Annotated in this window: 26 protein-coding genes; 11 read left to right on the forward strand and 15 right to left on the reverse strand. The window is 66.1% G+C overall.

The window, feature by feature from the left end:
• Window positions 1-176: 176 nt before the first annotated feature.
• Complete coding sequence (locus ACTHLF_RS07080) at window positions 177-989, forward strand: cytochrome C assembly family protein (RefSeq protein WP_440326081.1); 813 nt, start codon at window positions 177-179, stop codon at window positions 987-989.
• A gap of 142 nt (window positions 990-1,131) precedes the next feature.
• On the opposite strand, the gene radA is transcribed toward ACTHLF_RS07080, so the two are convergent.
• From radA to ACTHLF_RS07135, 11 genes are all read right to left on the reverse strand, one after another.
• Window positions 1,132-2,523 (reverse strand): DNA repair protein RadA, encoded by a 1,392-nt coding sequence (gene radA, locus ACTHLF_RS07085; RefSeq protein ID WP_440326083.1) that lies wholly within the window; start codon window positions 2,521-2,523, stop codon window positions 1,132-1,134.
• Window positions 2,524-2,592: 69 nt separating this feature from the next.
• Window positions 2,593-3,681 carry an alanine racemase gene (gene alr / locus ACTHLF_RS07090; protein ID WP_440326084.1) on the reverse strand — a complete coding sequence of 363 codons (1,089 nt, stop codon included), beginning with the start codon at window positions 3,679-3,681 and terminating at the stop codon, window positions 2,593-2,595.
• A gap of 186 nt (window positions 3,682-3,867) precedes the next feature.
• Window positions 3,868-4,836, reverse strand: a complete 969-nt coding sequence (locus tag ACTHLF_RS07095; RefSeq protein ID WP_440326086.1) for a CsgG/HfaB family protein — start codon at window positions 4,834-4,836, stop codon at window positions 3,868-3,870.
• Window positions 4,837-5,016: 180 nt separating this feature from the next.
• Complete coding sequence (locus ACTHLF_RS07100) at window positions 5,017-5,784, reverse strand: SGNH/GDSL hydrolase family protein (RefSeq protein ID WP_440326088.1); 768 nt, start codon at window positions 5,782-5,784, stop codon at window positions 5,017-5,019.
• 170 nt (window positions 5,785-5,954) lie between these two features.
• The gene (locus ACTHLF_RS07105; RefSeq protein WP_440326089.1) at window positions 5,955-7,403 is read right to left on the reverse strand and encodes a flavin-containing monooxygenase; all 1,449 of its coding nucleotides are present in this window, start codon (window positions 7,401-7,403) and stop codon (window positions 5,955-5,957) included.
• A 34-nt stretch (window positions 7,404-7,437) separates the two neighbouring features.
• Window positions 7,438-8,868, reverse strand: a complete 1,431-nt coding sequence (locus tag ACTHLF_RS07110) for a replicative DNA helicase (protein ID WP_247327988.1) — start codon at window positions 8,866-8,868, stop codon at window positions 7,438-7,440.
• A gap of 127 nt (window positions 8,869-8,995) precedes the next feature.
• Window positions 8,996-10,216: an alginate export family protein gene (locus ACTHLF_RS07115; protein ID WP_440326091.1), complete on the reverse strand. Its 1,221-nt coding sequence runs from the start codon at window positions 10,214-10,216 to the stop codon at window positions 8,996-8,998.
• 330 nt (window positions 10,217-10,546) lie between these two features.
• A complete protein-coding gene (rplI, locus tag ACTHLF_RS07120) occupies window positions 10,547-10,993 on the reverse strand; it encodes a 50S ribosomal protein L9 (RefSeq protein ID WP_440326093.1) in 447 nt (148 codons plus the stop codon).
• Window positions 10,994-11,105: 112 nt separating this feature from the next.
• A complete protein-coding gene (gene rpsR / locus ACTHLF_RS07125; RefSeq protein ID WP_045830959.1) occupies window positions 11,106-11,336 on the reverse strand; it encodes a 30S ribosomal protein S18 in 231 nt (76 codons plus the stop codon).
• Between the two features lie 15 nt (window positions 11,337-11,351).
• Window positions 11,352-11,762, reverse strand: a complete 411-nt coding sequence (rpsF, locus tag ACTHLF_RS07130; RefSeq protein WP_429243262.1) for a 30S ribosomal protein S6 — start codon at window positions 11,760-11,762, stop codon at window positions 11,352-11,354.
• A 121-nt stretch (window positions 11,763-11,883) separates the two neighbouring features.
• Complete coding sequence (locus ACTHLF_RS07135) at window positions 11,884-12,210, reverse strand: HesB/IscA family protein (RefSeq protein WP_440326095.1); 327 nt, start codon at window positions 12,208-12,210, stop codon at window positions 11,884-11,886.
• A 124-nt stretch (window positions 12,211-12,334) separates the two neighbouring features.
• Here ACTHLF_RS07135 and asnS point away from each other — a divergent pair, with 124 nt between their 5' ends.
• Genes asnS through ACTHLF_RS07165 form a run of 6 tightly spaced genes read left to right on the forward strand, consistent with a single transcriptional unit; the run spans window position 12,335 to window position 17,587 of the window.
• A complete protein-coding gene (gene asnS, locus ACTHLF_RS07140; protein WP_440326097.1) occupies window positions 12,335-13,738 on the forward strand; it encodes an asparagine--tRNA ligase in 1,404 nt (467 codons plus the stop codon).
• 15 nt (window positions 13,739-13,753) lie between these two features.
• Window positions 13,754-14,557, forward strand: a complete 804-nt coding sequence (locus tag ACTHLF_RS07145) for a MalM family protein (protein WP_440326099.1) — start codon at window positions 13,754-13,756, stop codon at window positions 14,555-14,557.
• A gap of 5 nt (window positions 14,558-14,562) precedes the next feature.
• Window positions 14,563-14,895 carry a hypothetical protein gene (locus ACTHLF_RS07150; protein WP_440326101.1) on the forward strand — a complete coding sequence of 111 codons (333 nt, stop codon included), beginning with the start codon at window positions 14,563-14,565 and terminating at the stop codon, window positions 14,893-14,895.
• A 28-nt stretch (window positions 14,896-14,923) separates the two neighbouring features.
• Window positions 14,924-15,712 carry an SDR family oxidoreductase gene (locus tag ACTHLF_RS07155; RefSeq protein WP_440326102.1) on the forward strand — a complete coding sequence of 263 codons (789 nt, stop codon included), beginning with the start codon at window positions 14,924-14,926 and terminating at the stop codon, window positions 15,710-15,712.
• An 11-nt stretch (window positions 15,713-15,723) separates the two neighbouring features.
• Window positions 15,724-17,175 carry an aldehyde dehydrogenase gene (locus tag ACTHLF_RS07160; protein WP_440326104.1) on the forward strand — a complete coding sequence of 484 codons (1,452 nt, stop codon included), beginning with the start codon at window positions 15,724-15,726 and terminating at the stop codon, window positions 17,173-17,175.
• A complete protein-coding gene (locus ACTHLF_RS07165) occupies window positions 17,150-17,587 on the forward strand; it encodes a RidA family protein (protein WP_440326106.1) in 438 nt (145 codons plus the stop codon). Before ACTHLF_RS07160 ends, ACTHLF_RS07165 begins: the two co-directional genes overlap by 26 nt.
• Before the next feature lie 100 nt (window positions 17,588-17,687).
• Here ACTHLF_RS07165 and hutG read toward each other — a convergent pair whose 3' ends face one another.
• From hutG to ACTHLF_RS07180, 3 genes are all read right to left on the reverse strand, one after another.
• Window positions 17,688-18,485 (reverse strand): N-formylglutamate deformylase, encoded by a 798-nt coding sequence (hutG, locus tag ACTHLF_RS07170; protein ID WP_440326108.1) that lies wholly within the window; start codon window positions 18,483-18,485, stop codon window positions 17,688-17,690.
• 16 nt (window positions 18,486-18,501) lie between these two features.
• On the reverse strand, window positions 18,502-19,827 hold the full coding sequence (gene gorA / locus ACTHLF_RS07175) for a glutathione-disulfide reductase (RefSeq protein WP_440326110.1): 1,326 nt from the start codon (window positions 19,825-19,827) through the stop codon (window positions 18,502-18,504).
• Window positions 19,828-19,943: 116 nt separating this feature from the next.
• The gene (locus ACTHLF_RS07180) at window positions 19,944-21,203 is read right to left on the reverse strand and encodes an NAD(P)/FAD-dependent oxidoreductase (protein WP_440326112.1); all 1,260 of its coding nucleotides are present in this window, start codon (window positions 21,201-21,203) and stop codon (window positions 19,944-19,946) included.
• Window positions 21,204-21,336: 133 nt separating this feature from the next.
• Between ACTHLF_RS07180 and ACTHLF_RS07185 the strand changes: the two genes are divergently transcribed.
• The 3 genes from ACTHLF_RS07185 to ACTHLF_RS07195 all read left to right on the forward strand — a co-directional run bounded on the left by ACTHLF_RS07185 (window position 21,337) and on the right by ACTHLF_RS07195 (window position 22,746).
• Window positions 21,337-21,966, forward strand: coding sequence for a C40 family peptidase (locus tag ACTHLF_RS07185; RefSeq protein ID WP_440326114.1), 630 nt, complete (start codon window positions 21,337-21,339; stop codon window positions 21,964-21,966).
• Window positions 21,967-22,041: 75 nt separating this feature from the next.
• Window positions 22,042-22,494, forward strand: coding sequence for an organic hydroperoxide resistance protein (locus ACTHLF_RS07190; RefSeq protein ID WP_440326116.1), 453 nt, complete (start codon window positions 22,042-22,044; stop codon window positions 22,492-22,494).
• A gap of 96 nt (window positions 22,495-22,590) precedes the next feature.
• The gene (locus ACTHLF_RS07195; protein ID WP_440326117.1) at window positions 22,591-22,746 is read left to right on the forward strand and encodes a hypothetical protein; all 156 of its coding nucleotides are present in this window, start codon (window positions 22,591-22,593) and stop codon (window positions 22,744-22,746) included.
• Between the two features lie 67 nt (window positions 22,747-22,813).
• On the opposite strand, the gene ACTHLF_RS07200 is transcribed toward ACTHLF_RS07195, so the two are convergent.
• A complete protein-coding gene (locus ACTHLF_RS07200; RefSeq protein WP_440326119.1) occupies window positions 22,814-23,302 on the reverse strand; it encodes an FKBP-type peptidyl-prolyl cis-trans isomerase in 489 nt (162 codons plus the stop codon).
• Between the two features lie 201 nt (window positions 23,303-23,503).
• Between ACTHLF_RS07200 and ACTHLF_RS07205 the strand changes: the two genes are divergently transcribed.
• Complete coding sequence (locus ACTHLF_RS07205; RefSeq protein WP_440326121.1) at window positions 23,504-23,839, forward strand: EF-hand domain-containing protein; 336 nt, start codon at window positions 23,504-23,506, stop codon at window positions 23,837-23,839.
• Window positions 23,840-23,975: the final 136 nt, after the last annotated feature.

The raw sequence follows: 23,975 nt of genomic DNA on the forward strand, positions 1-23,975 counted from the left end.
GAACCCCCGATTAGCGCGGGGTTGCTGGAGGTCGGCCCCCCCCCGGGGGGCCACAGGTTTGCGCGACGGGGGCGGAGGCCCCGGGGCGCGGGGCCAACGCGGACCCCCACGGGGTGGGCACCTACGACGGGTGCAGCACAAATGCCACTGTGTCGCATTCCGCTCCCTGATCCCCTATGCCACACTCCGCCTCCATGATCGTCACCCTCTCGCTGGCCGCCATCCTTTTCTACCTGTCCGCCGCCGGCGTCCTCGCCCGGCCGCTGGTGACGGGCGGCCAGCCGCTGGCCCGCTGGGGCATGGCGCTTGCGCTGGTGGCCGCACTGGCCCATGCCGGCGCCCTGCTCGGGGCGCACCGCGGCACGCTGGACCTGCACTTCTTCGCCGCGCTGTCGCTGGTGGCGTGGATCGCGTCGGCGCTTACACTGGTGGTGAACCTGTCCCGCCCGGTCGCGGGCCTGGGCATCCTGATCTTCCCGTTGTCGGCCGCCTTCCTCGCCATTGATGCCTTCCTTGCGCCGCGCACCGCCCCCATGGCGATGAGCTGGCAGATCGAAATGCACGTGACGATCGCGGTGTTCGCCTTCGGCTTCCTGTCGCTGGCCGCCGCACTGGCCATCCTCCTGGCCATCCAGGAACGCGCCCTGCGGCGCAGCCGGTTCGGCCACTGGGTCCGCGCCCTGCCCCCGCTTACGCTGACCGAGGTGCTGCTGTTCCGCCTGATCGCGGCCGGCTTCGTCCTGCTGACGCTTACCCTCGTCACCGGCGCCCTGTTCGTGGGCGACCTGTTCAGCCAGCACCTCGTGCACAAGACGGTGCTATCGATCGTGGCGTGGGTGGTCTTCGGCGTCCTGCTGTGGGGACGCTGGCGTTACGGCTGGCGCGGCATCCGCGCGGTGAACCTTACGCTCACCGGCATGGCGATCCTGCTGCTGGCGTTCTTCGGCACGAAGCTTGTGCTGGAGTTGATCCTGCATCGCACGGCCTGACGCCGGCCGCACGCCCTGGCGCAAATCGCACCTACCGCCGCTCGTCGTAGGAGCTCACCCTGTGAGCGACCCCTTTCGCGGAAGAGCCCATGGCCTGCAACGGCGCGGCGAACGACGTCGCCCACAGGGTGGGCTCCTACCTTCATTCGCGACTGGCGTCGATGGCCTGGGAGAGACGCTCCACCGGGATGACTTCCATATCGCCCACGCGGCCGCGCTTGGGCGCGTTGGCGGCGGGAACGACGGCTCGGCGGAAACCGTGGGTGGCGGCTTCTTTCAGGCGTTCTTCGCCGTTCGGCACCGGGCGGATTTCGCCGGACAGGCCCACTTCGCCAAAAGCGATGGTCTTTTCCGGCAGCGGCCGGTCGCGCAGGCTCGATAGCACCGCCATCAACACCGGCACGTCCGAGGCGGTTTCCTGCACGCGTATGCCACCGACCACGTTGACGAACACGTCCTGGTCATAGGCGGCCACGCCGCCATGGCGGTGCAGGACGGCCAGCAGCATGGCAAGCCGGTTCTGCTCCAGGCCGAGCACCACGCGGCGTGGGTTGCCCAGCGACGACTGATCGACGAGCGCCTGCACTTCCACGAGGAGCGGGCGCGTGCCTTCGCGGGTCACCATCACCGCGCTACCGGGCGTCGGGCCCGCGTGCGCGGAGAGGAAGATGGCGGAGGGATTCGGCACTTCACGCAGGCCCTTCTCCGACATGGCGAAGACGCCGAGCTCGTTCACCGCACCGAAGCGGTTCTTGAAAGCGCGAAGGACGCGGAAACGGCTACCCGATTCGCCCTCGAAATACAGCACCGCATCGACCATGTGCTCGAGCACGCGCGGACCGGCGATGCCACCCTCCTTCGTCACGTGGCCCACCAGGAACACGGACGTGCCGGTTTCCTTGGCGAAGCGCGTGAGCTTGGCCGCGGATTCACGCACCTGGCTGACCGAGCCCGGCGCAGCCGTGAGCATCTCGGTCCAGATGGTCTGGATGGAGTCGATGACCAGCACGCGCGGGCGCGCCGCGGCGGCCTGCTCGAGGATGCGCTCGATGCAGGTCTCGGCGAGCGCATGCAGCGGCGCGAGCGGCAGGTCGAGGCGCTGGGCACGCCCGGCGACCTGAGCCAGCGATTCTTCGCCTGTGACGTACAGGCTGGGCAGCGTCACGCCCAGGGTTCCCAGCATCTGCAGAAGCAAGGTGGATTTGCCGATGCCTGGGTCGCCACCGATCAGGACGACCGAGCCATCGACGAGGCCACCGCCCAGCACGCGGTCCAGTTCACCGATACCGGTGTTGGTCCGCGCTTCGGCGGTGAGCAGCACCTCGGTGAGCGGCGTGATCTGCGGGGCGCCCGAGGCGCCACCCGCGTAACCACCGCGCCGTGCGCCCGGCGTCGCCACGGCATTCGGCTTGGCCGGCTGCACCACGAATTCGGAGAGCACGTTCCACTCGCCGCATTCGGCGCACTGGCCCTGCCACTTGCTGTGTTCTGCGCCGCACTGGGTGCAGACGTAGGCGGTCTTGGCCTTGGCCATGTGATCGGTCTTCCTCAAAAGCAGGCGGGCTATATAACGCACCCGCGTCGCACGGTGCGATACCGGGCGTCAGCCCTCGTCTTCCACGAAGAGTACGCGACGGGTCATGCCGCAGGTGAGGTCGTACGAGATCGTCCCCGCGGCGGCGGCCACCGTTTCCACCGGCAGGCCCGCGCCCCACAGGGTGACGCGATCGCCCACGCGCGCGTCAGGCACGCCGCGCAGGTCGAGCGTGATCAGGTCCATCGATACCCGGCCGACCAGCGGCGCAAGCTGGCCATTCACGAGCACCGGCGTGCCCTGGGCCGCGCTGCGCGGGTAGCCATCGCCGTAACCGATGGCGGCCACGCCGACAGCCATGTCTTCCGGGCAGGTGTAGGTGCCGTTGTAGCCAACGCGCTCACCCTTCGTGAGCCGATTGATCGCGACAAGGCGCGTCGCCAGCGTCATCGCCGGGCGGAAGCCGAAATCGGCACCGTTGCGCCCCTCCACGACGGACAGCCCATAAAGAAGGCCGCCGGTGCGGACCCAGTCGCCACGGGCATCGGGCCAGCCGAGCACGGCGGCCGAATTCGACAGCGCGCGGGGACCATCCAGCCCTTCGGTAGCCTCACGAAAGCGCTGGATCTGCACGGCCGTGTCGCGCCCCTCGAATTCCTCGGAGGAAGCGAAATGCGTCATGAGGCCAATCTCCGGCCCGATCGCCGGCATGGCGCTGAGCAAAGCATGGACCTCGCGGGCGCGCGCAGGCGCGAACCCCAGCCGATGCATGCCCGTGTCGACCTTGATCCATACCGTCAGGGCGCCACGCGCCGGATCGGCCTTCGCCAGCCACGGCAACTGCGCGTCGTGGTGGATCAGTGCCTCCAGCCTCAGGCGCTGCATTTCCGCGATATCCGCAGGTGTATCCGGCCCGGAAAGCACGACGATGCGCTGCTTGTGCCCCGCCGCGCGCAGGCGCAGGCCATCGGCGATGGCGGCGACGGCAAATGCCTCGGCCTCTCCATCCAGCGCCCGTGCCACCCGCTCCAGGCCGTGGCCGTAGGCATCGGCCTTCACCACCGCCATGACCCGCGCGCCGGTGGCCATCGCGCGAACGCGGGCCAGGTTATGGCGCAGGGCACCGAGATGGATGGTGGCGACGGTGGTACGGCTCATGGATCGAAAGCGGGCACGCTGGGAAAGAAGGCCACCCAGTCTAGCGGGATCCAACGGGCAACCGTGTGGCGAGGGCATGGCGCGGCCGGGCCACCGGCATCTGGGAGCGCGCTGTGGGAGCGTGCTTGCACGCGATGGGTGCTCGCGGCCAGCCCCTTCGCGCGCACGCGCGCTCCCACAACGGCGTTAGCGGGCCAGGTCGAAGTTTTCCGACGACAGCCAGCCGCGGTTGCCGTGCTCGTCTTCCACTTCCCAGTTCACGCCCATCTTGTCACCCGTGGGGTACACGGCCATGCCGGGGTCGAGTTTGCGCACGACCTTCGATTTGGCATCGGCGCTGGTGCGCAGCGTGCTGGGCTTGTTGACCGTGCCGGACTGGCGGGTGTTGGCCGCCGATGCGTTGCCGGGCAGGCCGCCGAGTTCGGTGACCAGCTTGGTGTAGGCATCGAGGTAAGCGGCGGTAATTACCTGACCCTGGGTGGTGCTGGCATAAGCGCCGACCGACGCCTTGCCACTCTTCTCCGAGCCCCACAGGCCGCCGGCGGCGCCGAACCCGAGATCGTTCTTCTCGCCGTGGCCCTCGGTCATGGCCACCTGTTCCGACGAGCGGACGTCGGTCACCGTGAGCACCACGTCGGCCGTCTTCGAGTTGATCACGACGTTGCTGGCGAGACGACCCGCCGTACCGCCGATGAGGCCACCGACAATTGCGCCGATACCTGCACCGCCCGCGTCGCGGTTGCTCGAGATCAGGTCGGGCACCATCACGTAATCGGCTGCCTTGATCTGCCCCTTGCCAAGGTTCGAGCCGCCACGCAGGTCACCACCCGCCGCGAGTTCGCGCTCGCGCATGGCCGCACCCATGCCCATGCCGCGATCGACCAGCGTGAAGCAGCCGGATTTCTGGACGAACACCTTGATCAGTCGCGTGGGTGAAGGAAGCTGCTGCTGGGTCCACCAGTGCACGTTCCCTTCCGGCTCGATCACCGAAATGCTGCCAAGTTTCTTCGTACAGTGAGGAATCGCCTGCACCTTGGCCTCGTGCTCACGCTGTGACTTCGTGACCAGCGGGTTGCTGGCATTGCACGCGGAAAGCGCGAACGTGCTGCCAATAGCCGCCACGAGAATGGCGGCCTGCTTGTTGAAGAGTTCCATGAGGGGTCCCTGTCCTTGCGCGCCCGGAAAGAAAAACCTGCCCGGGCTTCGGGCGCGTGGACGGACAGGCTGTCGCGAGACCGTTGAATGCTATCGGTCGTCGCGCAAGGACTCGATTAGGAGAACTCCTAAAATCGCGTGCGAATTGCCCACTCGCAGTTGTGGGCAATCGCCTACAAATCAGGACCGCTTGTCAGCGAGTGCCTCGTCGATCGCCTTCTGCGCGAGCGGCGCCATGATCACGTAACCCGCCGCGTTCGGAGGCAGGCCATCACCACTGAGATCCGCACGCAGCTGACCAGTCTTGTCGACTGTCGCGCTGAAATAGTCGATGAAGCCAAGGTGTTCGCGCGCGGTGTACTCGCGGATCCAGGTGTTGAGTGCCTTGATATCCGCAGGCGGCCTGCGCTGGCTGGACGTCGAATCGTTGTAATTGCTGATCGGCAACAGGTTCGCGATGACCACATGGATGCCATTCGCGCGCGCGAGCTCGGCCATCGAAGTGAGATTGTTTTCAATCGCCTGCAACGTGGTCGGCCCCGTGTTGCCAGCGATGTCATTGGTGCCGGCAAGGATGACAACCACCGACGGCTTGAGGGCGATCACATCGGCACGGAAGCGCACGAGCATCTGTGGCGTGGTCTGGCCACTGATGCCGCGATTGATATAACCCTTCCCCGGGAAGAAGTCGCCGACCTGCCGGCCCCACCCGTCGGTGATCGAGTCACCCATGAACACCACGCGCTTCTCACCGGGCTTCAAAGCGGGAACCGAAGCGTTCTCCTTCGCATAACGGCCCAGCTGCGGCCAGTCGTTAAGGCGGTTCTCGATATCGGTCTTCTGGTCTGCCGTGGGGTGTTCCGGGAGTACCTGGCGCTCGCTGTTTGTTGCCAGCGTGGCGGACGAAGCCGTGAGCAAAGCCAGTGTGAGCAATACGTTGCGTCGCATGAGTCCCTCCTCCGTTCGCCCGTCGCGGGCGGGTCACCCGATACTGGGTCATGGGCGGGGGTGGTGCAACGGATGGGTGTCACAGGTTTCGCCGGCCGATCGGGCTAGTGTGGGCGCACGGCTTCGTAGGGATCGCGCGCGAGCGCGCTCCCACAGAGGCCCTGAATGCGTTATCGGGCTTCGAGTACCGGGTCGTCGATCGGTTCGTCGAGGAGGACCTGGCGGTCGATCTCGTAGCGATGGGTGACTTGCCAGGGGCGTCCCCTGCCCTGCCTCGGCAGTTGCGATTCGCCGCGCATGACGTAGCCGGCGCGGAGGGCATCCATGATGCAGGCCTCGGTGGCCTCGCCCGGTGGCGACTTCGGCGCGACGGCCCTGACGCCGCGCGCCTCCATCCAGGCCAGCAGGCGGCAGACATACTGCGCGGCTAGATCGACCTTCAGCGTCCACGAGGCATTGATGTAGCCGAACAGGACCGCGGCGTTGGGGACACCATCGAGGAGCACGCCCTTGTAGGTCAGCAGCTTGCCGGGATCGCGTGGTCCGCCATCGACATCGAGCGTCATGCCGCCAAGCACCTGCAATTTGAACCCCGTTGCGCTGACGACGATATCGGCATCGAGCGTCGCGCCTGATGTTAGCTGGAGGCCGGTCGGCGTGAACGAGGCCACCGTGTCGGTCCATACCGAGGCCTTCCCCGCACGTAGCGCATCGAACAGGTCATTGTCCGGAACGACGCACAGTCGCTGCGTCCACGGATCGTACGAAGGTGAGAAGTCGGCGAGCGAGGCGGCACCATCCAGCCGGTGCCGTACGCCAGCCAGCAACAGGGAACGCATGCGCCTGGGCCAGCGCATCGCGGCGCGATACAACAACCGCTGCAGGGCGATGTTGCGGCCGCGCGCCCAGCGATACACGGTGCGTTCCGGCAACACGTGCAGCAGCAGCGCGGAAATCGCATCGCGCGACGGAACGGAAAGCACGTAGCCGGGCGAGCGCTGGAGCATCGTGACGTGCGCCGCCTCGCGCGCAAGCGCCGGTACCAGCGTGATCGCGGTGGCGCCACTGCCGATTACCACCACGCGCTTGCCCTCCCACGACATATCCGCCGGCCAGTGCTGTGGGTGTACGAACTGCCCCTGGAACCGTTCCAGGCCGGGGTAATCAGGCACGTAGCCTTGCTCGTAGGCGTAGTAGCCCGTGCAGCCCACGAGGAAGTCCGTGGTGAACCGATGCTCGATGTCGTCTTCGTCCCGGGCCGTCACGGTCCACTGCGACGACTCCGAGGACCACGACGCATGCGTGGTGCGCATGCCGAAACGGACGAGCCGCTCGATCGACCAGGCGCGAGCCGTATCGTGGATGTACTTGAGGATCGCCGGCCCGTCCGCCAGCACCTTCAGCTCGTTCCACGGCCGGAAGCCGAAGCCGAAGGTGAACATGTCGGAATCGGAACGCACGCCGGGGTAGCGGAAAAGGTCCCAGGTGCCCCCCATGGAGCGGCGCCGCTCCAGGATACCCACGCGCTTGCCCGGGCAGGCCATGGCCAGCCGGCAAGCCATGCCGACTCCGGAGAGCCCGGCACCGATGATCAGGACGTCGTAGTGGTCGCTGGCCATGCGTACCCCCGTCGATAGGACGAGGGTACGCCGATCAGTCGAACGTGCCTACGTAGGAATCCGGAGCCCAGTTCTCGAATTTGGTGTAGTGGCCAAGGAAGGCCAGCTTCACGGTATCGGTGGGGCCGTTACGCTGCTTGCCGATGATGATCTCGGCCAGGCCCTTATCGGGCGATTCCTTGTTGTAGTAGTCGTCGCGGTAAATGAACATGATGACGTCCGCATCCTGCTCGATAGCGCCGGATTCGCGAAGGTCGGACATCATGGGGCGCTTGTCGGCGCGCTGTTCCAGCGAGCGGTTGAGCTGGGAGAGCGCGATGACCGGAACGTTGAGTTCCTTGGCCAGTGCCTTCAGGCCGCGCGAGATCTCCGAGATTTCCGTCGCGCGGTTTTCGCTGTGGCCAGGGATCTGCATGAGCTGCAGGTAGTCGATGACGATCAGGCCCAGGCCGTGCTCGCGCTGGAGGCGGCGCGAGCGCGAACGCATTTCCACCGGCGACATCGCGGGCGTGTCGTCGATGAAGATCTTGGCGTCGGAAAGCATGGTGATCGCCGAGGTGACCCGCGGCCAGTCCTCCTCGGCCAGGTCACCGTTGCGCAGGTGCTGCGCGTGGATGCGGCCAAGCGAGGAGATAAGACGGAACGCCAGCTGCGAGGCCGACATTTCCATCGAGAACACCGCTACCGCCTTCTTCGAGCGCATGGCGGCGGCTTCGGCCAGATTCAGCGCGAACGCGGTCTTACCCATCGAGGGACGCGCCGCGACGATGATCAGGTCGGATGGCTGCAGGCCCGCGGTCAGTTCATCCAGGTCAGTGAAGCCCGTCGACAGGCCGGTGAGCTGGCCTCGGTTCTCGTAGCGCTCGGTCAGCTGGCGGAACGCGTCGCTCACGGCTTCGCGCATGGAGACGATGTCTTTCTTGCCGCGCGCACCGGATTCCGCGATACGGAACACGCGCTGCTCGGCCAGCTCCATCACTTCCTGGACGCTCTTGCCCTCGGGGCGGAAGCCATCCTCGGTGATCGCGGTACCGGCATCGATCAGTTTGCGCAGCACGGACTTCTCGCGAACGATATCGCCATAAGCCGCGATGTTCGCGGCGCTGGGCGTCGAGTTCGCGAGCTCGAGCAGATAGGCGGGGCCGCCCATCATCTCGTCCATGTCGTTGGACTGGAACCACTCGCCCAGCGTGATGGCGTCGCAGGGCATGCCCTTGCCGGCCAGCTCATTGATGGCCCGCCAGATCATCCGGTGATCCTTGCGGTAGAAATCCTCGTCGGTGAGCTTGTCTGCCACCTTGTCCAGCGAATCCGGCGAGAGCATCAGGCCGCCCAGCACCGCCTGCTCCGCCTCGATCGAATTGGGCGGGACGCGAAGGGCATCGATGGCGGAGGGCTCGCGGCGGCGGCGCTCACCGCGCTCACCACGTTCGCCGCGGTTGCCGCGCTCGGGATTGAAGGACATGGATTACCTCGTCATGCAGCCGGCACTGACCCGGGCCCGGGTTGCCGTGCCGCCATGATACGCGCCGGGGTCGCACGCGTTGAGAGGATAAGTCTGTGGATAAGTTGTGGGAAAGCCACGATGCGGGCTATTTCGGCGGTTTTCCGTAGCGGTACTCGCCAATCAGCCAGAACTTCCGTTCATCCACGCCATGGCGATGCGCGCGGTAGTCGCCGTACTGCAGGTCCACCGAGAAACCACGCCCGAGGTCGACCAGCAGGCCGATATCCACTTCATCGCCGAGCATCGCCCGGCCTTGCACAGGCCGGAAGTGGCGGTACGTCACCTGCCACGTCGCCGGCCGGCCTACGTCCACCGCACCCTGCAAACCCACGAACCGTTCGCTCAGCCCACTGTTGGGGATGCGGAAGGCCACGACCCAGCCATTGAAGGCTCGTGCCGCGCCATAAGCCACATTCACCGCGTTGCGCCCGTTGCCACCCAGCTTCTCTTCGCCAAAACGCACCGATAGCGGCGCGTAGCCGATGGTGGCGTCGATCAGGTGATAGCCCAGGCTGAAGTCGGACGGATTGTTGGCGTAGTCGTACTGGCGCGCCCACTCGGCGGTCCAGGCAAGCACGGGCCCGCGCTGGCCGAGGGTCTCGCTACCGGTATAACGCAGCCCGAGGGTCTTCACGGAGTTGGCCGCTGCCGTGTCGTTGCGCACGAAGTAGCCGTATCCGGTGAGCTTGCCGACGGGCAAGGCCTGCTCGGCATGCAGCAGGTGCGCATCGAGCTTCCAGCGACGCTGGTCGCGATCGTGGAAATCGGCACCCACCGTGCGGTTCACACGGCCCAGCCAGTAGTAACTGAGCTCCGTGCCATCCACCGGCCGCCAGCTGATGCGCGCGCCGTCGAACGATTGCAGGTTCTGCCGCCACCCGTTGCTGCTGAAGAACCGCCCGTTATCGAGCAGCACGTACTGGCGGCCGGCACGCACGGCGAAATCGTCGCCCGCGTAGTTGACCCAGGCATTGGTGATGCCGGTGGACGAAGGATCCGCCTCGGTGGGGTACGGGGTGATCCGCGCCGAGCCGTCGTCGTACTGCCGGCCGAACAGGGACCAGGTCCGGATGCCTTCGCCGTAAGCACTCCAGCCATCGCCGATGGCCCAGTGGTAGCCGAGTTGCAGGCGCGCCGTGTTGGCATGGCCGCGTCGAGGCTTACCATCGGAGTGCAGGTTGCTGTATCGGTAGCGCGCCTCGATGTATGGCGCGCTTTCCTGGGGCACTTCCGCGGCGAACGCCGACATCCCCGCCATCGAACTCCCGGCCACGCCCATGCATGACCGCCACCACCACTGCTTCATCGACTACCTGATCCTGCTTGCTGCCTGATCCAGCAATGTAGGTATGCAGGGAAGGTCACGCCAAGGCGATCGGCACAAAATAGCTGCACGACAATGGCTTACGGATATCGCCACCTCCACGAGCCCCAGCGCGCGCCTGACATTGGCCGGCCCCCCCCTCGGGACTTTGTGGGCGCGCGTTTGCGAGCTATGGGCCGCGGAAGAGCATCGCTCGCAAGCTCACTCCCACAAGATGTCGCTCACGGGGCTGGGCTTCTGCGATGCGTAAGGCCATAACGAAAACGGGCGCCACATGGGCGCCCGTCTCCGGATCTTGCGGTGGTGCGGTGCTTACGCGCCGACGACCTTGACCTTGACCGTCTGCTGCACGTCGGCGTGCAGGACGACGATGACGTCGTACTCGCCGGTGTTGCGGAACGGGCCTTCGGCCTGGATCACTTCGCTCTTGTCGACCGGCAGACCCTTGGCGGTCAGGGCCTCTGCCACGTCACGCGGGGTGACCGAGCCGAACAGCTTGCCTTCCGGCGAAGCGTTGACTTCGATGGTGACTTCGGCGCCGTCGAGCTTGGCGGCACGACCCTCGGCACCGGACAGCTGGTCCTTGGCCTTGGCTTCGTACTCGGCACGACGTGCTTCGAACGCTTCGAGGTTGGCGGCGGTCGCGCGAGCGGCCTTGCCGGTCGGGAGGAGGAAGTTACGACCGTAACCCGGCTTGACGTTGACCTTGTCGCCGAGGTTACCGAGGTTCTTCACCTTCTCGAGGAGGATGAGTTCCATGGGAGTTTCCTTTTCGTTAGCACGGGTGTGGCCCATGCAGCCAGGACGGTTGTCCGAAATGTTCGCCTGAACCAGACGCCCCGCCCTTTAAGAGAGCAAGGCGCCAGGACGATCAGACGTCGTGGTTGTCGGTGTACGGCAGCAGCGACAGGAAGCGGGCGCGCTTGATAGCGGTCGCCAGCTGGCGCTGGTAGCGGGCCTTCGTGCCGGTGATGCGGCTCGGGACGATCTTGCCGTTCTCAGTGATGTACTGGCGCAGGGTGTTGAGATCCTTGTAATCGATCTCTTTCACGCCCTCGGCGGTGAAACGGCAGAACTTACGGCGGCGGAAAAACTTGGACATGTCTGTATTCCCCGATTAATCGTCGCTGTCGCGATCGTTGTCGTTGACGCCACGGTCGTCGCTGTCGTCGTCACGGCGGCCACGCGAACCCTTCTGCTCATCCTTTTCCTTGCTCTTCAGGATGAACGACTGTTCGGTGTCGGCTTCGTCACGGCGGATGACCAGGTGGCGCAGGACGGCGTCGTTGAAACGGAAACCCGTCTCGAGCTCGTTCAGCGCGTTCTGGGAAACCTCGATGTTCAGCATCACGTAGTGAGCCTTGGCGAGGTTCTCGATCGGGTAAGCCAGCTGGCGGCGGCCCCAGTCTTCGAGACGGTGGATCTTGCCGTTGTCGCCTTCGATCAGCGTCTTGTAACGCTCGATCATGGCGGGCACCTGTTCGCTCTGGTCCGGGTGGACCAGGAACACAACTTCATAATGACGCATGGTGGCTCCTTGTGGATGCACCCCTTGCGGGGATGGCAGCCTCCCGGGCGAACCGGTGAGGCAAGAAACCCCTCCGGACGGAGAGGTAGCCGCGCATTTTAAGGAGAATGAGGGAGTTAGGTCAAGAGACCGTAAACGACTCGCCGCACCCACATTCCCCGGTGGCGTTGGGGTTGTGGAAGACGAAGGAGGCGTTCAGCCCCTGGCGCTGGAAATCGATGAGGGTGCCATCGACCAGCGGGAGGCTCTTCGGGTCGACCACGACCCGGATGCCGTCGATATCCAGCACCTGGTCCTCCGGGGCGATAGCCCCGGCCAGGTCGACCACGTAGCCGAAACCCGAGCAGCCCATGCGCTTCACGGCGAAACGAACGCCCGCGGCCTCGGGCGCCTTCGCGAGGAAGGCGCGCATGCGATCGGACGCGGCGGGAGTGATCTGGATGCTCATCAAAACGCTTTCTTGCCGTGGTATACCCGGGGGACGGTGCCGTTCACGCGACCGTTACTTTATTATACAGGGTCATGTTCCTATCCGCCCGATATGCGGCGCCCTTTCTGGAGTTTCAATCGATATGACGGTGGTAAGCGTCAAGCAGGCCCTCGCCGGCGGCACGGCCGCGGCGGAACATGAAGTCACGGTCCGCGGCTGGGTACGCACCCTGCGCGAATCCAAGGGCGGCCTTTCCTTCGTTAATGTGAGCGATGGCTCCTGCTTCGCCCCCATCCAGGTGGTGGCCACGGCCGATCTCGCCAATTACGAGACTGACGTGAAGAATCTCTCGGCCGGCGCGGGCGTCATCCCCACCGGCAAGCTCGTGCCGTCGCAGGGCAAGGGCCAGGCCTTCGAGATCCAGGCCACGAAGATCGAGGTCACCGGCTTCGTCGAGAACCCGCTCACCTACCCGATCCAGCCCAAGCAGCACTCCATGGAGTTCCTGCGCGAAGTGGCGCACCTGCGCCCGCGCACCAACCTGTTCGGCGCCGTGACCCGCGTGCGCCACACCATGATGATGGCGATCCACCGCATCCTCACGGAGCAGGGCTTCTTCTGGATCAACACCCCGATCATCACCACGTCCGATGCCGAAGGCGCGGGCGACATGTTCCGGCTGTCCACGCTCGACCTCGCCAACCTGCCCCGCGACGACAAGGGCGGCATCGACTGGAAGAAGGATTTCTTCGGCCGCGAAGCCTTCCTCACCGTGTCGGGCCAGCTCAACGTCGAGGGCTACGCCATGGCGATGAGCAAGGTGTACACCTTCGGCCCCACCTTCCGCGCCGAAAACTCCAACACCACGCGCCACCTGGCCGAGTTCTGGATGGTCGAGCCGGAAGTGGCCTTCGCCACGCTCAGCGACATCGCGGACCTGGCCGAGGTGTTCCTGAAGGGCATCTTCAAGGCCGTGCTCGATGAGCGCGCCGACGACATGGCGTTCTTCGACGAGCGCGTGACGCCGGGCGCCGTGAAGCGCCTCGAGGATTTCATCGCGAAGCCCTTCGAGCGCATCGATTACACCGATGCGATCACGATCCTGCAGAAGTCCGGCAAGAAGTTCGAGCACCCGGTGGCCTGGGGTGTCGACCTGCAGACCGAGCACGAGCGTTTCCTCGCCGAGGAACATGTGGGCCGTCCCGTGGTCGTCATGAACTACCCGGAAGAGATCAAGGCCTTCTACATGCGCCTGAACGACGACGGCAAGACCGTGGCCGCGATGGACGTGCTGGCTCCCGGCATCGGCGAGATCATCGGCGGCTCCCAGCGCGAAGAGCGTCTGGATTTCCTCGATACCCGCATGCAGAAGTTCGGTCTCGACCTGGACACCTACAACTGGTACCGCGACCTGCGCCGCTACGGCACCGTGCCCCACGCCGGCTTCGGCCTGGGCTTCGAGCGCCTGCTGGTCTACGTCTGCGGCCTGGGCAACATCCGTGATGCCATCCCGTATCCCCGTGCGGCAGGGAGCGCCGAGTTTTAAACCAACGAATCGATCATGCCCCGTTTACTCAATCGCCTGCTCCCGCTTGCCGCCGCCCTCACCGTGCTGGGCGGCTGCAAGACCATCGTGCCGCCCAACTTCCGCCCGCCGGAGAACCCGTCGATCACGGTGGACCTCGCGCGCAAGGCGCTCGATAGCGCCGACCCGTGTTGTGGCAGCTTCGCCGACCTGTCCTACCAGGACATGTTGCCCTGGCAGCCCAAGCGCTTCGCGCTGACCAAGGACACCCCGGTCGCCAGCCTCAACGGCGATCGCAGCTACTTCCTTGCGTTCCGCCTGCCACAGGGCGCGCAGATGCCCTACACCATCGCGCTCAAGTCCGAGCTCAATGGTCGCTGGCTGAGCTCGAGCTACCTGTTCGCGCCGACGGTGGTGATCCTGGACGATGCCTTCCAGCCGCTGCACGCGGAAGACATCCAGCTGTGCGAGTACATCGGCTGGACCAGCGAGACGACCGGTGCCTGCGGCAAGTTCAAGGTGGAAGACGACCGCGCTCGCTACCTGGTGGTGTACTCCTCTGCCAAGCAGCAGAAGAGCCAGACCTACTGGGAGCAATCGCCCACGACGTTCTCGGCCGAGGCGCCGATCAAGATGAACTCGACCGGCAACTTCAAGATCCAGCATGGTCCGGATGGCGTGGTGTACGTCGGCATCGAGAACGACAGCTACAAGAGCGCGCTGAAGAACGCCGTCTGCGGCCAGGCCGCGCCCGGCAATGGCGTGATCAATACGCTGAAGGACGTGGTCAGCACCGACCTGCTCGGCAAGGATGCGCAGAAAAAGGAAAAGGGTAGCTAAGCGCCATGGTCACCGCGGTTTACGCCTACCTCCTGCTCCTGTTCGGTGCGATCGTCTTCTTCCTCCTGCACTTCATCGCGCAGTGGCGGTTCACCCGCCTGCTGCGCAAGCGCTACCCGGACCATTGGCGGACGATCACCGAGGCCGATACCGGCCGGCCGAACGGCATGGCCAACTGGCTGCGCATGCGCCGGGTCCTGCGCTCGGATGCCCCGGCCCTGTTCAACGACGACGACCTCAACCGCTGGCAGGCCTGGTGGCGGCGGACGCCGTGGCTGGCCTGGCCGTGCTGGTTCGCCGCGATGGCGATACAGTGGTGGGCGATGAAACAGGGCTGACCGCCCGCCACCCACCAAGGAGCGCCGCATGGATCTTCGCCTCACCGGACGTCACGCACTGGTCTGCGGCGCCTCGCAAGGGATAGGAAGGGCCACGGCGTTCGAACTGGCCGAGCTCGGGGCCAGCCTCACCCTGCTCTCCCGCTCCGCCGATGCGCTCAAGGCGCTGGCCGCCGAGTTGCCCGCCGCCCAGGCCGGGCAGAAACACAGCTACCTCGCCGTCGACATGCTCGACACCGACGCGCTCGCGGCTGCCGTCGCCGGCGTGGTGAAGGACCACGCGGTCCATATCCTGCTGAATAACAGCGGCGGCCCGCCGCCAGGTGCCGTGCACGCGGCGGATACGGAGGCCTTCCTCACGGCTTACCGCCAGCACGTCATCAGCGCCCAGGTGCTGGTGCAGGCGTGCCTGCCCGGCATGCGCGAGGCCCACTACGGCCGCATCATCAACGTCATTTCCACCTCGGTGAAGGAACCGATCCCCAACCTGGGCGTCTCCAACACCGTGCGCGCGGCCATGGCCGGCTGGGCGAAGACGCTATCGGCCGAGGTGGCCCACGACGGCGTCACCGTGAACAACGTGCTGCCCGGCTACACCCGGACGCCGCGCCTGGATGCCCTGGTGGAGTCCAGCGTGAAGGCCGGCCGCGGCCGCGACGAGGTGGAGCGTGGCCTTCTCGCCAGCGTCCCTGCCGCGCGCTTCGGTGATCCCGCCGAAGTCGGTGCGGTGATCGCGTTCCTCGCCAGCCCTGCCGCGGGCTACATCAACGGCGTCAGCCTGGCCGTGGATGGCGGCCGCACGCGCAGCCTGAACTGAGCTCGCCGCCCATGCTGACCTTCAGCAACCTGATCAACGGCGAGCCCCGCGCACCACGCGGCGGCCGTTACCTCGAAGTGGTCGAGCCGGCTGTCGGGCAGGCGTACGCCCGCTGTCCCGACTCGACGGCCGAGGACGTCGCCGACGCCATCGCTGCGGCGTCGGCCGCCCTGCTCCGCTGGTCGACCCTGCCATCCGATGCACGCGCGCGCTGCCTGTACCGCCTGGCCGACCTGATCGAAGCACGGCTGGACGAGTTCGCCGCGGCGGAGTCGCGCGACAGCGGCAAGCCGCTGGCCCTGGCCCGCCAGCTCGATATCCCACGCGCGATCGCCAACCTGCGCTTCTTCGCGGCAGCCGCCACGCAGTTCGCCGGCGAATCGCATGCCATGGAACACGGCGCGATCAACTACACCCTGCGCCTGCCCCTCGGAGTCGTCGGCTGCATCAGTCCGTGGAACCTGCCGCTCTACCTGTTCACATGGAAGGTCGCGCCGGCGCTCGCGGCGGGCAATGCGGTGGTCGCCAAGCCGTCCGAAGTCACCCCGCACACGGCGTGGCTGCTCGGCACGCTGGTACAGGAGGCGGGCTTCCCCGATGGCATCTTCAACATCGTGCATGGCACCGGGCCGGCGGTAGGCGAAGCCATCGTGGCCCACGACGCGGTGAAAGCCATATCGTTCACCGGCAGCACGCGCACCGGCGTCGCCATCGCCTCCGCCGCCGCACCACGGCTCAAGAAGGTTTCGCTCGAACTCGGCGGCAAGAATCCCGCCATCGTCTTCGATGACTTCGATTTCAATGACAAGACGATGGCCACCATCGTCCGTTCAGGCTTCGCGAACCAGGGCGAGATCTGCCTGTGCGGTTCGCGCCTGCTCGTACAGCGCGGGATCTACGAGCGCTTCCGCGCGGCGTATATCGATCGCGTCCGCGCACTGCGCGTGGGCGATCCGGCGGAAGCCGGAAGCGACCTGGGCGCGCTGGTTTCAAAGGCGCACTTCGAGAAGGTCATCGCCTGCATCGAACGTGCACGCGCCGAGGGTGGCGAGGTGCTGCTGGGTGGCGAGCAGGTGCGGCTCGACGGCCGCTGTGCGGACGGCTGGTTCGTGGCGCCGACGGTCATCGAAGGGCTCGCCTTCGATGCGGCCACCAACCAGGAAGAAATCTTCGGGCCGGTAGTCACGCTCATCCCGTTCGATACCGAGGACGAAGCGCTGGCGATCGCCAACGGCACGCCTTACGGGCTGGCTGCCTCGCTGTGGACGCGTGACATCTCGCGCGCCCACCGCATGGCGGCGAAGCTGGAATTCGGTATCGTCTGGGTCAACTGCTGGATGCTGCGCGACCTGCGCACGCCGTTCGGCGGCGGCAAGCAATCAGGGGTGGGCCGCGAAGGCGGCTTCGAGGCCATGCGATTCTTCACGGAGGCACGGAATGTCTGCATCGACCACGGGCTCTGACATCGTCCGCACCGACGGCGCGCCAGCGCCCGTCGGCGCGTATCCGCACGCGCGTCGCGTGGGCAACCTGTTGTTCCTGTCGGGCGTGGGGCCACGCACGCCAGGGACGAACATCGTGCCCGGCAACGTCATGGATGCGAACGGCATCCTCGTGTCCTACGACATCGAGGCGCAGTGCCGCCAGGTGTTCGCCAACGTCCGCGCCGTGCTGGAAGCCAGCGGCGCACGCTGGGGGGACCTGGTGGACGTCACGGTGTTCCTGACCCACATGGCGCGCGACTTCGCGACGTACAACAAGCTCTACGCGGAAGCGTTCGCGGGCGTCGATGCGTGCCGCACGACGGTGGGGATCACGTCATTGCCTACGCCAATTGCCATTGAGCTGAAGTGCGTGGCGCACCTGCAGACGTAGGAGCCCACCCTGTGGGCGACGTCTTTCGTACATCCGCCACAGGGTCTGCTGGTCTTTCGCGAAAGATGTCGCCCACAGGGTGGGCTCCTACGAGTGCTGATCAGGCCGTGAGCTGCTGCGTGCCGTCGAGGCAGGCCTTGAGCATCTCGCCGATCAGCACCTGCACGCGTGCGGCCTTCTTCGGCAGGTATTCGAAGCTGTCTTCGTCCATATAGGTGATCTGCGACAGTTCGAGCTGGATGGCGCTCACGCCGTCTTCCGGGCGGCCGTAGTTACGGGTGATGTAACCGCCCTTGAAGCGTCCGTTCACGACATACGAGTAATCGTTCTGCGCCTCGAGGATGGCGGCGACCTTCGCCTGCAGCCCGCTCGCGCAGCTGATGCCATCGGCGGTGCCCAGGTTGAAGTCGGGCAGGCGGCCGTCGAACAGCATGGGCACGTGGCTGCGGATCGAGTGGCCATCCCACAGCACCACATGGCCAAACTGGCCCTTCAGGCGGGCCAGCTCATCGGCCAGCGCCTTGTGGTACGGCTTCCACCAGTGCTTCACCCGGTCGGCGATTTCCTTGCCATCGGGCTCGGCGCCACCGCGGTAGATGTCGTGGCCGTCGAACATGATGGTCGGGACCAGGCCGGTCTCCTTCTTGCCCGGATACAGGGCATGGCCGTCGGAGGGGCGGTTGAGGTCGACGACATAGCGCGAGACCACCGGGCGGATGACGCTGGCGCCCAGGCCCTTCGCAAAATCGTACAGCTCGCCCACGTGCCAGTCCGTATCGGGCGAGTGGCGCGCCGGCCGCTTCATGCGCGCGGCGATCTCATCGGGGATGATGCTGCCGTTGTGCGGCAGGCTGATCAGGAGCGGCGCGTTGCCGCGGTGCAGGGAATACGGGGTCATGGCGCCAGTGTACCGCTCAGCCGGGGACCCTATCACCCATGGTCACCATTTCCTCAGCCGAGGTCGGGTGGATCGCCATGGTGGCGTCCAGGTCGGCCTTGGTGGCGCCCATCTTGATCGCCACGGCGAAGCCCTGGAGGATCTCGTCCACGCCCGGCCCCAGCATCTGCATGCCGACGATGCGCGAGTCATGGCCCACGCAGATCAGCTTGAACCGCACATACATGGGCCGGTGCGCCAGCGCCAGCTGCATGGGCACGAAGGTTTGCTTGTACAGGTGCACGTCGGAGCCGAACTTCGCCCGTGCCTGCTGCTCGTTCATGCCGACAGTGCCAAGCGGCGGGTGTGAGAAGACGACGCTCGGGACGTTCTGGTAGTCGAGCTTCGCATCCTTCGCGCCGCCGAACAGGCGATCGGCCAGTTGGCGCCCGGCATTGACGGCGACGGGCGTCAGGGCCAGCCGCTGGGTGACATCGCCCACGGCATACACGCCAGGGATGCCGGTCTCCTGGAAATCGTCGACCTCGATCTGCCCTTCGTCGTTGGTGCCGAGGCCGATCGCATCGAGACCGAGCGACTCCGTATTGCCATGCCGCCCCACGGCCTGGACCAGGAGGTCGTACGGCCCCGGCCGGGTACCCTTGTCGCAATCCAGCAGCAACCGGCCATCGACCTTGTGCGCAGCATCGATCTGGCACGAGTAGTTGATGTTGATGCCGTGCTTGGCCATCTCCTCGCCGAGCTGGTACGCCATCTCCTCATCGAAACTGCTCATCAGGCGCCCGCGCACGTACAGGTCCACCTCGCTGCCCAGCGCACGCAGCACGCCCGCCAGTTCCACGGCGATGTAGCCGCCGCCGATGATGGCCGTGCGCTGCGGGCAGGCACGCAGGTCGAAGAACCCATCCGAGGTAACGCTGTGTTCGAAGCCCGGCTTGTCCAGCGTGTTCGCCGCGGAGCCGGTGGCGATGATGACGTGGGGCGCCGTGAGCACGCGATCGCCCGCGGCGATCCGGTGCGGCTCGATGAAACGGGCCATCTCGTGCACCAGGGTGATCTTCCACTTATCCAGTTGTTGCTGGTAGCTGGCGTGGATGCGGTCGATATACGCGTTGCGGCGATCGATGAAACCTGGCCAGTCGAGCATGCCGGGCTTGTCGGTGAAGCCGTAGTCCGCGGCGATGTATTGCGCTTCCGCCATCTGCGCCGCGTACCACATGGCTTTCTTCGGCACGCAGCCCACGTTGACGCAAACGCCACCCAGTTCCCTTGGCTCGACGAGCGCAACCTTCGCGCTGTGCTTCGCCGCGGATCGCCGAAGCAAGGCCGCCCGAGCCGCCACCGATCACGATAAGGTCGAAGGCTTCGTCGGACATGCATGGCTCCACGGGGTCGGGAATGAGGAAAACGACACCGTAGCAAAGCCGGCCGGTGCCCGCGTGTGAAAAAACGCGCGCGTTATAAACCGAAGCGCGCTGGCGAGTACGGCGTCGCGTCGAGCACCGGTGCCGGGCCGGCAAGCAGGTTGGCGACAAGCTCGCCCGTCGCCGCCGACATGCTGATGCCGAGCATGCCGTGCGCCGTGGCGTACACGAGGTTCGACCAGCGCGAACTCGGCCCGATCACCGGCACCTCGTCGACGCTCATCGGGCGCCAGCCCCACCAAGGCGTGACCTCGCCCTGCCCCTCGGGTTCGTACAGGTAATCCGCTGCGCGCCGGCGCAAGGCCTCCAGGCGCACTTCGTTGAGGCCTTCGTTGAAGCCGGAAAACTCCATCGTGCTGCCCAGCCGGTAGCCCGATGTCCACGGCGTCACGCAGACAGCCGCTTCGCGCAGCACCAGCGAATGCGTGGGCGCGTTGACGGGCGGCTGGTCCCAGGTCAGTGAATAGCCTTTGCCGGGCTGCATGGGCAGGCGGATGTCGAGCAGGCGACCGAGTAGCGGCGACCACGCACCGAGCGCCATCACGACGCGGTCGCCGCTGAAGACGCCACCCGTCGTGCGCACGTGGGTGATGCGGTCGCCTTCGGTGACGAACGAATCGATACGCGCGCCGGTTTCGATCGCACCGCCCAGCTCTCGCACGCGGCGGGTCAACTCCGCGACGAACAGGTCCGGCCGCAGGCGCGCATCACCGGGATGCAGCAAGCCGCCGACGACGCCATCGCGCAGAGCCGGCTCGAGCGCCAGCACGTCATCGCCCAAGAGCACGCGGACGTCCATGCCGAGACGGCGCAACAGTTCGACGGGGGCGCGATCGTGCTGTAGCGCGCGCTCGTCGCGATACACGTAAAGCTCGCCGACGTCTTCGAACTCGCAATCGAGTTCATCGGTACCGACCAGCTCGCCGATCAGGGTGCGTGAGCGCGCGAGGATCGCACCCCGTGCCTCGCCCGCGCGCTGGAAATCGCGCCAGGTGCAGCGCCGTGCGAAACCGAGCAGCCAGCGCGCCCGCTCCGGATCCGGCAGCGGGTCGACATAGATCGGCGCGTCCTTCCGCAGCATGGAGCGCAGCGCGGTCCCGACCATGCCTGGCATGGTCAGCGGGCCGGCGTGGCTGGGCGTCACGGTGCCGCAGTTACCGTGCGAACTACCGCTGCCCGGGGTGTGCTGCTCGAGGATCCGCACGCTGGCCCCTGCTTTCAGCAGGTAGAGCGCGCAGGCTAGGCCGATCACCCCGCCGCCCATGATCAGCACATCACTTCGCGATCTTTCCATGCCTTGAGTCTAACGGCCGAACCGGCCTGCGGCGCCCTGTCCAGGAGATAAATTCGCGCGAGTTGCGAGGTATTCCACGCAACCTATTGATTTGATAACCTCCCCGTGCCGATCCTTACAGGGGAAACGCCCGATGCACCCAGCCAAGCCCACCCTTCGCCCGCTGCGCGCCCTTGGCTTCGTGGCGATGGCGGCCGCCCTGGCGTTGCTCGCCGCGTGCGGAAGCACCCCGCACAAGCGCTCCTCGTCGTCCCAGCGCAATAACCCGGCATCCGCCGTACCGCTCGCGAAAAACCTGAACTGGTCGACGAAGCCGGCAGCGGCCCCGCCGCCGGACGCCGCCAACGACGTCCTGTTCCGGGCGATCGGCCTGGTGGGCACCCCGTACCGCTGGGGCGGGAACACGCCGGCCGGCGGCTTCGATTGCAGTGGCCTGGTCAATTACATCTATCTGACCTCGACGGGACTCCGCCTGCCGCGCACGTCCACCGAAATGGCCGACCTCGACAAGCCGAAGATCAGCGAATCCGACCTGGCGAGCGGCGACCTGGTGTTCTTCGGCCGTGGCCATGTGAGCCATGTCGGCGTCTACGTCGGCAAGGGCCGCTTCGTGCACGCACCCAACTCGGGCGGCACCGTGCGCCTCGACGAGCTCGATGGCGCCGATTGGAAGGACAACTTCGTCTATGGTCGACGCGTTCTAATCTGTACGAATGGCAACATGGACAGTCGACTCGCATCAATTAGATTGCGCGCGATTTAATTGCGTGCTCTACTAGCTCCACGGCCCGGGACTGACCCGGTGCTTCCTCCCCTGTCACCAGAAAGGAAAGCCCCCATGAGCAACGTCTCCAAGATCGAAAAGGTCCTCTACACCGCCCACGCCGAAGTCGCCGGCGGCCGCGAGGGTCACGTCAAGAGCAGCGATGGCCTGATCGACCTGCAGCTGCGCCTGCCGAAGGAAATGGGTGGCGCCGGTGGTGGCAGCAACCCGGAACAGCTCTTCGCCGCGGGTTACGCCGCATGCTTCGAGGGCGCCGTGCGCTTCGTCGCCGGCCAGAAGAAGGTCAACGTCGATGGCGCTTCGGTGAAGAGCGAAGTGGGCATCGGCCCGCGCCAGGGCTCGGGCTTCGCGATCAACGTGAAGCTGGCCGTCAGCCTGCCGGGCGTCGATGATGCGACCGCCCAGGAGATCGTGAAGACCGCGCACGAAGATGTCTGCCCCTACTCGCATGCAACCCGCGGCAACGTCGATGTGGACGTCAGCGTCAACGGCAAGGCGCTCGCCTAAGCGCCGACCACCGGACGGGGGCCACTGGCCCCCGTCTTCCGGCACAGGGAATACGTACCGGAGTGGCGCAGAGTGCTGCCACACCGCTTCACAGGGATGGGGCACGACACCGTCGGCCTGGCCTACGCGGCCATCATGATCCTCACGATGGCCGGCGGCGCGCCCGCGTTTTACACAACGCTTGGCGTGATCGAAGTGCTGCTCAGCGTCTGCACCGTCGTCACCGCATGGCGGTGGCCGAAGATGCGCTGAGCACGCACGACATCGCATAAAAAAAGGCGGCCCGAAGGCCGCCTTTTTCGTCCGCCACACTGGAGGATCAGTGCGCGCCGTCACCGTTCGGGTGGGCGTGGCCGTGGGCGATTTCTTCTTCCGAGGCATCGCGCACCGACTGGACGTCGATGTTGAAGTTCAGGGTCTTGCCGGCCATCGGGTGGTTGGTGTCGATATCGACGACGCTGGAACCGACCTTCTGCACGACCACGGCCTGCTGGCCGCCTTCCTTCAGCGAAAGGACGGTGGTGTCGCCGGCCTTGAGGCCCTTGCCCTGGTTCGGGAAGTACTTCTTCGGCACGCGTTGGGTGGCGCCTTCGCGGCGCTCGCCGTAACCCTGGTCAGGGGTGATTTCCAGGTCGAACTTGTCACCGGCCGACTTGCCTTCCAGGCCCGCTTCCATGCCCGGGATCAGCTGGCCGTGGCCGAGCAGGATCCACAACGGCTCGCCGCCGTCGGTCGAGGTCTCGACCTTCTGGCCGTCGACGCTGAGGGTGTAATGGAACGAGATGACCTTGCCCTTGCCAGCCTGCATGATGGTTTCTACCGGATGAAAACGGGGCATTTTACCGGGCGCGGGCCCCGGCGTCACGCCGCCCCGTCGTCGCGGCCAGAGCCCCTGCCCCGGGCAAGGCGCCACCGGGGTCGGCAGGGCTCAAAATGCCAACGGGGGGCTCACAGCCCGACGACGCTTCGCCGCTACACTGGCCACGCCATCACAACGACGGAGGACTCCATGAAGTATCCGCAGCTGATCGTTTCGCTCACTCTCGCCGGCACGCTGGCCAGTGGCGCCGCCCTGGCACAGATGCCGACGCCGGCACCGCCGCAACCCCAGCAGTCGTCCATGCCGGGATCGGCACCGGCGGCGCCCGAGGGCGCACCGGCCTCCGCCGACCTCGACAAGTCCGGGAAGGGCCTTACCCGCAGCGACCTGCCGAAGGACAACCCGGCGCTGAAGGAAATGCGCGCGCACTTTGGCGAAGCCGACAAGGACCATAACGGTCGCATCGATGCTGCCGAATACAATGCCTACGTCAACAAGGGCAGCGCTGCCCAGCAGCAGCAATAAACGGACGGGCCGGTCGCGCGTGCGCCCCGCCCCATGCCCCGAATGCCCACAGCCCCCCAATATCCTGGAACCCCCCGCACCGCACCCCAGCGCATTACGCTTTAGCACCCGCGGCGCTCGGGTGGAAATACACGGG

Origin of the sequence: Luteibacter sp. (assembly GCF_051958795.1) — a bacterium.
Taxonomy (GTDB): Bacteria; Pseudomonadota; Gammaproteobacteria; order Xanthomonadales; family Rhodanobacteraceae; genus Luteibacter.